Origin of the sequence: Streptomyces sp. NPDC093568, assembly GCF_044764945.1 — a bacterium.
GTDB lineage: Bacteria > Actinomycetota > Actinomycetes > Streptomycetales > Streptomycetaceae > Streptomyces.
In genome coordinates this window covers 455,706-467,086 of sequence record NZ_JBIWJD010000006.1, presented here as the reverse complement: position 1 = coordinate 467,086, position 11,381 = coordinate 455,706, and the positions used below count along the sequence as shown (strand labels likewise).

The window sequence follows — 11,381 nt, the reverse complement described above, 5'->3', positions numbered from 1 at the left end:
ACTGCTGAATCGCTCATCGTTCGACCCGGGAAGCGATCATTCCGCCCGGACGGTATGCCCATGGCACACCCACATGGCAAATACGCCGACTTCGAGAGCCTGCGGGAGCAGGCAGTGGCACTGCGGCGGCGGGGCTACAGCCTTCGGCAGATCCGGGACGAGCTGAAGATCTTCAACAACGACATCCTCAACCAGCTGGTGAAGGGTGAACCGCCGCCGGAGTGGACCAAGCGACCTCGCGCGAAGGACGACCTGAGGGCGAAGGCGCGGGAGCTGCGGCTCCAGGGCTGGACGTATGACCAGATCGAGGCGGAACTGGGCTGCTCACGAAGCTCGGTGTCCCTATGGGTACGCGACCTGCCGAAACCGGAGCGCCGCGATCCGAAGGAACAGGCGAGGCTGGCGGCACGCAAGCGGTGGGAGCACGAACTCGCGGTGCGAGAGGAACAGCGCCGGCGGACAAAGGCAGCTGCCGCCGAGGAGATCGGCGCGCTGTCCGCACGCGAGTTGTTCGTGGCCGGTGTCGCGCTCTACTGGGCCGAGGGCACGAAGGACAAACCCCACGCCAGACGTGAAAGGGTCGCCTTCGTGAACAGCGACCCCGGCGTGGTTCGGCTGTTCCTGGCCTGGCTCGACCTGCTGGAAGTGGAGCGAGATCGCGTCCAGTACCGCGTGATGATTCATGAAACGGCGGACGTCGCGGCGGCGGAACGCTACTGGGCGGACGTGGTCGAGGCGGATCGCAGCGCCTTCGGCAAGACGACCTTGAAGCGGCACAACCCGAAGACCGTGCGCAAGAACACCGGCGACGACTATCGCGGCTGCCTCGTGCTCACCGTTCGGCAGAGCGCCGAGCTGTACCGTCGCGTCGAAGGCTGGTGGTACGGCATAGTAGGGGCTGCCACCGCATCCGATCTAGGAAATCGGACATAGCGGCAATCCCGGGTCGTCTAAGGGCAAGACGTCAGATTTTGGTTCTGATCATGGGGGTTCGAGTCCTCCCCCGGGAGCAGATGCTCGGTCCGGGCCCTGACCGCCAACAGCTCAGTCAGGGCCCGCTCTCATATCGCCCACGAAACACCCCGGTATCCTGCGGATGTCACCCCACCCCCGCCACATCCGAAGGGCAAACCGTGAGCGCCATTCGCCCGGCAGCCGTCGTCGTTCTCGCAGCGGGTGAGGGCACCCGTATGAAGTCGGCCACACCCAAGGTCCTGCACGAGATCTGCGGACGCAGTCTCGTGGGTCATGTGCTCGCCGCCGCCCGTGAGTTGGACCCCGAGCATCTCGTCGTCGTGGTCGGGCACGCCCGTGAGCAAGTCACCGCGCACCTCGGTGCGATCGACCCGGGTGTGCGCACCGCCGTGCAGGCCGAGCAGAACGGTACGGGGCACGCCGTACGGATGGGTCTGGAGGAGCTCGGTGGTTCCGTCGACGGGACCGTCGTGGTCGTGTGCGGGGACACGCCCCTGCTGACCGGCGAGACCCTCACCCGCCTCGCCGCCACGCATTCCGCCGACGGCAACGCCGTGACCGTGCTGACGGCCGAGGTTCCGGACGCGACCGGCTACGGGCGGATCGTGCGCGACGGCGCCTCCGGTGCCGTGACGGCGATCGTCGAGCACAAGGACGCGACCGAGTCGCAGCGGGCGATCCGGGAGATCAACTCGGGTGTGTTCGCGTTCGACGGGCAACTCCTCGCGGACGCGTTGGGCAAGGTGCGCACCGACAACAGCCAGGGCGAGGAGTACCTCACCGACGTGCTCGGGATTCTGCGCGAGGCCGGTCACCGCGTCGGGGCGTCCGTGGCCGTCGACCACCGTGAGATCGCCGGGATCAACAACCGTGTGCAGCTCGCCGAGGCCCGCCGGATCCTGAACGACCGGCTGCTGACCGACGCGATGCTCGCCGGCGTGACCGTCGTCGATCCGGCGACGACCTGGATCGATGTGACCGTCACCTTCGAGCAGGACGTCGTCGTCCTGCCGGGCACGCAGTTGCAGGGCGCGACCCATCTCGCCGAGGGCGCGGAGGTCGGCCCCAACAGCCGGCTGAAGGACACCCGGGTCGGCGCGGGTGCCCGGGTGGACAACACGGTGTCGGACGGTGCCGTCGTGGGCCCGCAGGCGAGTGTGGGGCCGTTCGCGTATCTGCGGCCGGGGACGCGGCTCGGCGCGAAGGGCAAGATCGGTACGTACGTCGAGACGAAGAACGCCTCGATCGGTGAGGGCACGAAGGTGCCGCATCTGTCGTACGTCGGTGACGCGACCATCGGCGAGTACACCAACATCGGTGCGGCGAGCGTGTTCGTTAACTACGACGGACAGGACAAACACCACACGACGGTGGGTTCTCACTGCCGTACCGGTTCGGACAACATGTTTGTGGCTCCTGTCACGGTCGGGGACGGCGCGTACACCGCCGCCGGGTCCGTGATCACGAAGGACGTACCGCCCGGTTCGCTGGCCGTGGCCCGTGGTCAGCAGCGGAATATCGAGGGTTGGGTGGCTCGTAAGCGTCCGGGCAGTGCCGCCGCGAAGGCGGCGGAGGCGGCTTCACGGCAGGTGGAGAGCGAAGACTGACCGGAAACGGGCGCGTCAAACACGGCGTACCGTGATAAGTGCACACCCAGCTGAGATACCTCTGAGGAGACAGTGCTGTGACCGGGATCAAGACGACCGGCGAGAAGAAGTTGATGTTCTTCTCCGGCCGCGCCCACCCCGAGCTTGCCGAGGAGGTCGCCCAGCAGTTGGGGGTCGGGGTCGTTCCGACGAAGGCCTTCGACTTCGCCAACGGTGAGATCTACGTCCGCTACCAGGAGTCGGCGCGCGGCGCGGACTGCTTCGTGATCCAGAGCCACACGGCTCCGATCAACCAGTGGATCATGGAGCAGTTGATCATGATCGACGCGTTGAAGCGCGCGTCGGCGCGGTCCATCACCGTCATCGTGCCGTTCTACGGTTACGCCCGTCAGGACAAGAAGCACCGCGGGCGTGAACCCATCTCGGCGCGTCTGATCGCGGATCTGATGAAGACCGCGGGTGCGGACCGCATTCTGACGGTCGACCTGCACACCGACCAGATCCAGGGCTTCTTCGACGGCCCGGTCGACCACCTCTTCGCCCTTCCGCTGCTCGCCGACTACGTGGGCGACAAGGTGGACCGGGAGAAGCTGACGGTGGTCTCCCCCGACGCCGGCCGCGTGCGCGTGGCCGACCGCTGGTGCGACCGGCTGGGCGCGCCCCTGGCGATCGTGCACAAGCGGCGCGACAAGGACGTGGCGAACCAGGTGACCGTCCACGAGGTCGTGGGTGAGGTCAAGGGCCGGGTGTGCGTGCTGGTCGACGACATGATCGACACCGGTGGCACGATCTGCGCCGCGGCGGACGCGCTGTTCGCGCACGGTGCGGAGGACGTCATCGTGACGGCGACGCACGGTGTGCTGTCGGGTCCGGCGGCGGACCGGCTGAAGAACTCCCGGGTGAGCGAGTTCGTGTTCACGAACACGCTGCCGACGCCGGGTGAGCTGGCGCGGGATCTGGACAAGCTGACGGTGCTGTCGATCGCGCCGACGATCGCGAGTGCGGTGCGTGAGGTGTTCGAGGACGGTTCGGTGACGAGCCTGTTCGACGAGCAGTAGAGAGCACGCGACAGAGATCCTTTTGGGAACGGCCTCCCCCTCCGAGTAGACTGCTTCAGTTGCTCGGCGAGGGAGGCCGTTTCCCGTTCACGGGATGCGGTGGTCCGTTATCGACGCGCTCTTCGTAGCAGGCCGTTCGTGGCCGGGTGACCACGTCCGCCCCCAGTTTTCTACGAGGAGTGATCATGTCCGAGGTCAAGATCTCCGCCGAGACCCGTACCGAGTTCGGCAAGGGTGCCGCCCGTCGTATCCGCCGTGACAGCAAGGTCCCCGGCGTCCTGTACGGCCACGGCTCGGACCCGCTGCACCTCACGCTTCCCGGCCACGACCTGCTGCTCGCGCTGCGTACGCCGAACGTCCTGATCGCCCTGGACATCGACGGCAAGACCAACGAGCTGGCGATCCCGAAGGCCGTGCAGCGTGACCCGCTGAAGGGCTTCCTGGAGCACGTCGACCTGCTGCTCGTCAAGCGCGGCGAGAAGGTCACCGTCGAGGTTCCGGTGCACGCCGAGGGCGAGCTGGCCGCCGGTGGCAACCTGCTGGAGCACGTCCTGAACGCGCTGCCGGTCGAGGCCGAGGCCACGCACATCCCCGAGTCCTTCACGGTGTCCGTCGAGGGCCTGGAGGCCGGTGCCTCCGTCCTCGCCAAGGACATCAAGCTGCCCAAGGGCACCACGCTGGCCGTCGAGGAGGACACGGTCGTCCTCCAGGTCCTGGCCGCGCAGGTCGAGGAGGCCCCCGAGGGCGAAGAGGCCGAGGGCGAGGAAGTCGCCGAGGCCTGATCCTCTGCTCTGGCAGGGGCGTGATCCTCGGCCCTGTCATCGTTTTGTCAGCCGCTGTTCCCGAGGGGGGCAGCGGCTGGCGCGTATCAAGGAGACATGGACGTGACGACCGATCCGAGCGCGCCGTGGCTGATCGCCGGCCTCGGTAATCCGGGACCCGAGTACGCCATGAACCGGCACAACGTGGGGTTCATGGTGGCCGATCTGCTGGCCGAGCGGGTCGGGGGGAAGTTCAAGCGGGCCGGGAAGGCTCAGGCGCAGGTCGTCGAGGGGCGGATCGGGCCGCCGGGGCCGCTGAACCGGCGGGTGATCCTGGCGAAGCCGATGTCGTACATGAACCTGTCGGGCGGGCCGCTGAACGCGCTGCGTGACTTCTACAAGGTGCCGGTCGGCAATATCGTTGCCGTTCATGACGAGTTGGACATCGACTACGGCGTGCTGCGACTGAAGCTGGGCGGCGGCGACAACGGGCACAACGGGCTGAAGTCGATGACGAAGGTGATGGGTTCGGACTATCACCGGGTGCGGTTCGGGATCGGGCGCCCGCCGGGTCGTATGCAGGTCGCGGACTTCGTCTTGAAGGACTTCTCCTCGGCGGAGCGCAAGGAGCTGGACTACTTCGTGGACCGTGCGGCGGACGCGGTGGAGTGTCTGGTGATCGAGGGGCTGGAGCGGGCGCAAAGCACGTACAACTCCTGACTTGTCCGCCGGTCCGGCCGGACCGAAGTTGACCGACCGCATGGGCATGGCCAAGGATCGCGGCCATGCCTTCTGCCGTTGTGTCCAGTCAGGGAGCTTTCGCCGCGCTGCGGTTCGGGCGGTTCGCGGCGATGGGTACGGTCGTGGTGCTGATTCTGATCGCCGGTGTGTGGGCCTCGTGGGGCACGGCTCATCACGTGATGCTCACGAAGGGCCGGGAGAGCGGCACGATCGAGGTGACGCGGTGTGGTGCGGACACGTGCAGCGGTCCGTACAACCCGGTCTCGGCGGGCTCTCAGCCTCGTGAGTCGGTCGTCATCGAGAAGAACGTGGCCGTGCGCAAGGGGCAGACGTACGCGGTGGTGATCAAGCCGGGCGGTGACGAGGTCGTGCGCTCGGGTCCCGCGGGTGTCCTCTACTCGTGGGTTCCGCTGGGCGGGGCGCTGTTGCTGGCCTCGGTGGTGGTCGCGGGCGGGTTGCGGCGGACGCGGCTCGCGTGGGTGATGGCGGGGTCCGGGGTCGCGTTGCTGACGGCGGCGTTCGTGACGGTTTGAGGGCGGGGCCGTTCTCCTTTTCTGTGGAGGATCGATGTGTTGTCTGTTCGTGATTGACCTGGAGTCAGTCCCGGCAGGAAGCTGAGCCGCCCCCTCCACATCTTCCCGTTCCTTCTCGAAGATGGACTACTGCCCCATGCGTACCCTCAACCGCGTCGGTGCCCTGACCGCCGTCGCCGCCGCGGCGCTGCTGTCCGCGCCGGCCGCCGCGCACGCGACGGCGATTGCCGCAGGCCCTGGCGACAACGGCACCGTGAAGATCCATGACGCCACCACCGGCGAGGAACTGCGTAAGAACGAACCGCACGTGTGCGAGTTCTATCTCGACGCGTTCGGCTTCGACTCCGTCCAGCAGGTCTCCTGGCACATCGAGGCCTGGGCCCCGACGGCCGCCGTCAAGGGCGAGACCGTGAAGTCCGGCGCGATCACCCTGGACGGCGAGGGTCATGGCCGTACGGAGGACCTGACCCTGCCCGACGGGCACTACAAGCTGTTCTGGAATTTCGAGGGTGAGAAGGGGTCCGCCAAGCACAAGGTGTTCTGGACGGACTGCGAGGACGAGGAGCCGAGCGGCACGCCCTCGTCGTCCGCCTCCGAGCCCGAGACGCCCGGCGAGGAGAGCACCGAGCCGGCCGCGAGCCCGTCCACGTCCGCCGGCGAGGCGGCTCCGTCGTCGTCGCCGTCGGTGCAGGGCGATGCCGAGGGCGATCTCGCCGAGACCGGCAACGGGGCCCCGGTGGGCCTGCTGTCGGCGGCCGCGGCCGCGCTGCTGGGCGCGGGCGGCTACCTGGTGTTCCGGCGTCGTAAGGCCTGACGCGCGGAGCCGGTGAACGAACGGTGCCCCCGTGCTCGTACGGAGCGCGGGGGCACTGTCGTGTGCTGTGCGGTCAGCCGGTGTTGCGCAGGCCGGCCGCCACGCCGTTGACCGTGAGGAGCAGGGCGCGGGCGAGCAGCGGGTCGGGCTCGGCGCCGCTGGCGGCGGCGTCGCGCTGGCGCTTGAGCAGGGCGACCTGGAGGTAGGAGATCGGGTCGAGGTAGGCGTCGCGGATGGCGAACGTCTGCTTCAGGACCGGGGTGGCGGCCAGGAGTTCGCTCTCGCCGGTCACCTTGAGCACCTCGGCGACGGTCAGCTCGTGCTCGGCCTCGATGTCGGCGAAGACGTGCTGGAGTTCCTGCGGGACCAGCGTCTCGACGTAGTGGCGGGCGATGCGCAGGTCGGTCTTCGCGAGGGTCATCTCGACGTTGGAGATGAAGTTCCGGAAGAAGTGCCACTGTTCGTGCATCTCGTCGAGCACGGTGTCCAGGCCCGCCTCGCGCAGCGCCTTCAGGCCGGAGCCGACGCCGTACCAGCCGGGGACGATCTGGCGGGACTGGGTCCAGCCGAACACCCACGGGATGGCCCGCAGGCCGTCGAGGGAGACGCCCGAGCCGGGGCGGCGGGAGGGCCGGGAGCCGAGGTGCAGGTCGGCGAGCTGGTCCACCGGCGTCGACGCGAGGAAGTACGACGGCAGATCGGGGTCCTCGACCAGCTTGCGGTACGCGGTGTGCGCGGCGTCGGACACCACGTCCATGGCCGCGTCCCAGCGGGCCAGCGCCTCGACCGACTGGCGCGGGGCGGTGTGCAGGGCGGAGGCCTGGAGGGTGGCCGCGACGGTCAGCTCCAGGTTCTCCCTGGCGAGCGAGGGCACGAGGTACTTGTCGGAGATGACCTCGCCCTGCTCGGTGACCTTGATCTCGCCCTCCAGGGTGCCCCAGGGCTGGGCGAGGATCGCGTCGTGCGAGGGGCCGCCGCCGCGGCCGACGGTGCCGCCGCGGCCGTGGAAGAGCCGCAGCCGCACGCCGTAGCGGTGGGCGACGTCGCGCAGGCGGCGCTGGGCGCGGTGGATCTCCCACTGCGAGGTGGTGATGCCGCCGAACTTGGAGGAGTCGGAGTAGCCGAGCATGACCTCCTGGACGTCGCCGCGCAGCGCGACCAGGCGCCGGTACGACGGGTCGGAGAGCATGTCCTCCAGGATCGTGTCGGCGGCCTTGAGCTCGTCGGTGGTCTCCAGGAGCGGCACGATGCCGATCTTCGCCCAGCCGGCGTGCAGGTCGATCAGGCCGGCCTCGCGGGCGAGGACGGTCGCGGCGAACACGTCGTCGGCGCCCTGGCACATCGAGATGATGTACGACTCGATGACCTCGGGTCCGAAGACCTTCAGGGCCCGCTTGATCGTCTCGAACACGCCGAGGGTCTTCTCGCCGGCCGCGTCGACGGGCGCCGGGGTGGGCGCGAGGGGACGGCGGGAGCGCAGTTCCTTCGCGAGCAGCTTGGCGCGGTAGTCGCGGGGCATGTCGGCGTAGCGCCAGGACTCCTCGCCGAGCCGGTCGAAGAGCTGGCCGAGGGCGTGGTGGTGGGCGTCGGCGTGCTCGCGGACGTCCATGGTGGCGAGCTGGAGGCCGAACGCGGACAGGGTGCGGATGGTGCGGTTCATGCGGCCGTCGGCGAAGAGGCCGCCGCGGTGTTCGCGCAGCGAGGTCTGGATCAGGGTGAGGTCCTGCAGCAGCTCGCCGGTGCCGAGGTAGTCGCGGCCGGCCTCGTGCGGGATGTTCCTGGCCAGGCGGGTCTTGGTGTTCTCCAGCTTCTGCCGGATGCAGGTGGCCTTGAGCCGGTAGGGCTCCTCGGCGTTCAGGCGCTTGTAGCGGGGGCTGATCTCGGGCAGGGCGTCGAGGTCGGCCTTGAGGGACTCCAGGAGTTCCTCGGTGGCGCCGGTGTAGCGGATGGAGTTCGACAGGAAGCCGCGCAGCTCGTCGATCATCTCCAGGGCGTCGTTGATGCCGTGCTCGTGCTGGAGGATGAGGACGTCCCAGGTCACCTGGGGGGTGACGTTGGGGTTGCCGTCGCGGTCGCCGCCGATCCAGGTGCCGAACGTGAGCGGGCGGGTGGCGTCGGGGAGCTTGTGGCCGACGCGCTCCAGCTCCGCGGTCAGGTCCTCCAGGACGTCGCCGACGGCGCCGGCGTGCAGTTCGTCGAGGTAGTAGATCGCGTTGCGGGCCTCGTCGGCGGGTTCGGGGCGTACGACGCGCAGCTCGTCGGTCTGCCAGACGAGGTCGATGTTCTCGGCCAGTCGGGTGTCGTGGCGGCGGCGGTCGCCTTCGAGGACCGGGGCCTCCAGCAGGGCGGCGATGCGCCGGAGCTTGTTGAGGACCGAGCGGCGGGCGGCCTCGGTGGGGTGCGCGGTGAAGACGGGACGCACGTTGAGGTGCTGGACCGTCTGGCGCAGGTGCTCGGGGTCGGCGTCCTTGAGGCGGTCGGCCGTTCGGGCGAGAAGTCCGCCCTCGGCGGCGCGTCGGGCGCGCAGCTCTCGGCCGCGGTGGACCTGCTCGGTGACGTTGGCCAGGTGGAAGTAGGTGGAGAAGGCGCGGACCAGCTTGGCCGCGGTGTCCAGTTCCGTGCCACGCAGCAGCTCGGCGGCGGCTTCGCCGTCCTCGCGGGTGAGGCGGCGTACCTTCTCGACGAGGTCGAGGAGCTCGGGGCCCTCCTGCCGGACGAGGGTCTCCCCGAGGAGGTCACCCAGCCGGCGGATGTCGGCACGCAGCTCGCTGCTGGTCGTCGCCGTGGACACGGTCTGGTCGTCGGCACTGCTCACAGGTGCGGCTCCTTGCAGTGTTGAAGCTCGTCCGGAGGGAACCCGGCGCAGGCACCGCGCGGCGGGCGCCGCATACGGCTCCTGACATCCGGGAAAGAAATCAGAGCGGACCGCGCTGTCCGACCGACACCAGGATAGGTGTCGATGCGGACGCGCAGTCTCACGGGCTCTTGCCGCCGGGCGACGCACTGCCATACTTACGACGCCGTAGGTTACGGAACCGTAGGGACCGTTGTAACGAAACCCGGGAACAGTTCCCGCAACCCCGGCACCTGCCAAAACCCTCGACCCCACAGGGGACGCCCCATGACCACGAGCTCCGATGTGATCGAAGACGCCCCGAAGGCGAACGACGACACCACGACTCCCTCAGCCACCCTCGGCGGTGAGAAGAAGGGGTCGCTCGAGCAGTTCGCGCTTCTCCTCTTCATCGTCGTCCCGTTCCTGGCGCTGGCCGCCGCGGTTCCGCTGGCCTGGGGCTGGGGGGTGAGCTGGCTCGACCTCGGTCTGCTGGTCTTCTTCTACTTCTTCGCCTGCCACGGCGTCACGATCGGCTACCACCGCTACTTCACCCACGGTTCCTTCAAGGCGAAGCGCCCGCTGCGTATCGCGCTCGCCGTCGCGGGCTCGATGGCGGTGGAGGGCCCGCTGGTCCGCTGGGTCGCGGACCACCGCAAGCACCACAAGTTCTCGGACGCGGAGGGTGACCCGCACTCGCCGTGGCGTTACGGCGACACGCTCCCGGCGCTGATGAAGGGCCTGTGGTGGGCGCACATCGGCTGGATGTTCGACGAGGAGCGCACGCCGCAGGACAAGTACGCACCGGATCTGATCAAGGACGGGGCGATCCGCACGATCTCCCGGCAGTTCATCTACTGGACGATGCTGTCGCTGGCGCTGCCCGCCCTGATCGGCGGACTGGTGACGATGTCCTGGTGGGGCGCGTTCACGGGCTTCTTCTGGGGCTCGCTCGTGCGGGTGGCGCTGCTGCACCACGTGACGTGGTCGATCAACTCGATCTGCCACGCGGTGGGCAGGCGCCCGTTCAAGTCGCGTGACATGTCCGGCAACGTGTGGTGGCTGGCGATCCTGTCCTGCGGTGAGTCCTGGCACAACCTGCACCACGCCGACCCGACGTCCGCGCGGCACGGCGTGGAGCGCGGGCAGATCGACTCCTCGGCGCGGATCATCCGCTGGTGCGAGCAGTTCGGCTGGGCGTACGACGTGCGCTGGCCGTCACGCTCCCGTATCGATTCGCGCCGGAACACCGAGGAAGGCGGCTCCCGGCGCCGAGGGGAGCCCGCGAAGGCGGCATGATTGACGGCGTGGCGACCGACTCCAGCAGTACCCCCGGCACTGACAAGCAGCGGCGGACGCGCCGCACCCGGATGACCGGTGCGGAGCGCCGCCAGCAGCTGCTGGAGATCGGTCGCACCCTCTTCGCCGCGAAGGGCTTCGAGGGCACGTCGGTGGAGGAGATCGCGGCGAAGGCCGGGGTGTCCAAGCCGGTGGTCTACGAGCACTTCGGCGGCAAGGAGGGGCTGTACGCGGTCGTGGTGGACCGCGAGATGCGCCGGCTGCTGGACATGGTGACCAGCTCGCTGACCGCCGGCCACCCGCGTGAGCTGTGCGAACAGGCGGCTTTCGCGCTCCTCGACTACATCGAGGAGTACACGGACGGTTTCCGCATCCTGGTCCGTGACTCGCCCATCCCCCAGTCGACGGGCTCCTTCGCCTCGCTGATCTCGGACATCGCCACCCAGGTGGAGGACATCCTGGGCCGCGAGTTCAAGAGCCGTGGCTTCGACCCCAAGCTGGCCCCGCTCTACGCGCAGGCCCTGGTCGGGATGGTCGCCCTGACCGGGCAGTGGTGGCTGGACGTCCGCCGGCCGAAGAAGGCGGAGGTGGCGGCCCATCTGGTGAACCTGGCGTGGCACGGGCTGGACGGCCTAGAGGCCAAGCCGCACCTGATAGGGCGTCGCAAGAGCTGACGCGGGAACTGACGCGGGTACTGACGCGCGGGGCGCCGGTGCGGCACCCCGCGCGTTCTGTGTGCGGGCACGCTTACTGCCTGAGG

10 protein-coding genes and 1 tRNA gene are annotated in these 11,381 nt (G+C 68.8%); 10 read left to right on the top strand and 1 reads right to left on the bottom strand.

What is annotated here, in order from left to right; all coding sequences use genetic code 11:
- Window positions 1-60: 60 nt before the first annotated feature.
- The 8 genes from ACIRD7_RS25955 (at window position 61) to ACIRD7_RS25920 (ending at window position 6,489) form a co-directional block, all read left to right on the top strand.
- On the top strand, window positions 61-933 hold the full coding sequence (locus ACIRD7_RS25955; protein WP_403457509.1) for a hypothetical protein: 873 nt from the start codon (window positions 61-63) through the stop codon (window positions 931-933).
- A 6-nt stretch (window positions 934-939) separates the two neighbouring features.
- Window positions 940-1,010 (top strand) — tRNA-Gln (locus ACIRD7_RS25950).
- Window positions 1,011-1,133: 123 nt separating this feature from the next.
- Window positions 1,134-2,582 carry a bifunctional UDP-N-acetylglucosamine diphosphorylase/glucosamine-1-phosphate N-acetyltransferase GlmU gene (glmU, locus tag ACIRD7_RS25945; RefSeq protein WP_403457307.1) on the top strand — a complete coding sequence of 483 codons (1,449 nt, stop codon included), beginning with the start codon at window positions 1,134-1,136 and terminating at the stop codon, window positions 2,580-2,582.
- A gap of 77 nt (window positions 2,583-2,659) precedes the next feature.
- Window positions 2,660-3,640, top strand: coding sequence for a ribose-phosphate diphosphokinase (locus ACIRD7_RS25940; RefSeq protein ID WP_403457305.1), 981 nt, complete (start codon window positions 2,660-2,662; stop codon window positions 3,638-3,640).
- 185 nt (window positions 3,641-3,825) lie between these two features.
- On the top strand, window positions 3,826-4,422 hold the full coding sequence (locus tag ACIRD7_RS25935) for a 50S ribosomal protein L25/general stress protein Ctc (RefSeq protein WP_403457302.1): 597 nt from the start codon (window positions 3,826-3,828) through the stop codon (window positions 4,420-4,422).
- A gap of 96 nt (window positions 4,423-4,518) precedes the next feature.
- Complete coding sequence (gene pth, locus ACIRD7_RS25930; RefSeq protein WP_403457301.1) at window positions 4,519-5,121, top strand: aminoacyl-tRNA hydrolase; 603 nt, start codon at window positions 4,519-4,521, stop codon at window positions 5,119-5,121.
- A gap of 65 nt (window positions 5,122-5,186) precedes the next feature.
- Window positions 5,187-5,675, top strand: coding sequence for a hypothetical protein (locus ACIRD7_RS25925; protein ID WP_403457299.1), 489 nt, complete (start codon window positions 5,187-5,189; stop codon window positions 5,673-5,675).
- A 136-nt stretch (window positions 5,676-5,811) separates the two neighbouring features.
- Window positions 5,812-6,489, top strand: a complete 678-nt coding sequence (locus ACIRD7_RS25920; protein ID WP_403457298.1) for an LPXTG cell wall anchor domain-containing protein — start codon at window positions 5,812-5,814, stop codon at window positions 6,487-6,489.
- 73 nt (window positions 6,490-6,562) lie between these two features.
- Here ACIRD7_RS25920 and ppc read toward each other — a convergent pair whose 3' ends face one another.
- Window positions 6,563-9,304, bottom strand: a complete 2,742-nt coding sequence (gene ppc, locus ACIRD7_RS25915; protein ID WP_403457296.1) for a phosphoenolpyruvate carboxylase — start codon at window positions 9,302-9,304, stop codon at window positions 6,563-6,565.
- Between the two features lie 306 nt (window positions 9,305-9,610).
- On the opposite strand from ppc, the gene ACIRD7_RS25910 reads away from it, so the two are divergent.
- Together ACIRD7_RS25910 and ACIRD7_RS25905 are read left to right on the top strand one after the other, a co-directional pair.
- Window positions 9,611-10,621 carry an acyl-CoA desaturase gene (locus tag ACIRD7_RS25910; protein WP_403457294.1) on the top strand — a complete coding sequence of 337 codons (1,011 nt, stop codon included), beginning with the start codon at window positions 9,611-9,613 and terminating at the stop codon, window positions 10,619-10,621.
- Complete coding sequence (locus ACIRD7_RS25905) at window positions 10,618-11,295, top strand: TetR family transcriptional regulator (RefSeq protein ID WP_403457292.1); 678 nt, start codon at window positions 10,618-10,620, stop codon at window positions 11,293-11,295. Before ACIRD7_RS25910 ends, ACIRD7_RS25905 begins: the two co-directional genes overlap by 4 nt.
- Window positions 11,296-11,381 lie beyond the last annotated feature (86 nt).

Excerpts from the sequence above, each read along its gene's own strand:
- ACIRD7_RS25905 (WP_403457292.1), top strand. The coding sequence starts at position 10,618 with ATGATTGACGGCGTGGCGACCGACTCCAGCAGTACCCCCGGCACTGAC.
- ACIRD7_RS25910 (WP_403457294.1), top strand. The coding sequence starts at position 9,611 with ATGACCACGAGCTCCGATGTGATCGAAGACGCCCCGAAGGCGAACGAC.
- ACIRD7_RS25935 (WP_403457302.1), top strand. The coding sequence starts at position 3,826 with ATGTCCGAGGTCAAGATCTCCGCCGAGACCCGTACCGAGTTCGGCAAG.
- ACIRD7_RS25925 (WP_403457299.1), top strand. The coding sequence starts at position 5,187 with ATGCCTTCTGCCGTTGTGTCCAGTCAGGGAGCTTTCGCCGCGCTGCGG.
- pth (WP_403457301.1), top strand. The coding sequence starts at position 4,519 with ATGGACGTGACGACCGATCCGAGCGCGCCGTGGCTGATCGCCGGCCTC.
- ACIRD7_RS25955 (WP_403457509.1), top strand. The coding sequence starts at position 61 with ATGGCACACCCACATGGCAAATACGCCGACTTCGAGAGCCTGCGGGAG.
- ACIRD7_RS25920 (WP_403457298.1), top strand. The coding sequence starts at position 5,812 with ATGCGTACCCTCAACCGCGTCGGTGCCCTGACCGCCGTCGCCGCCGCG.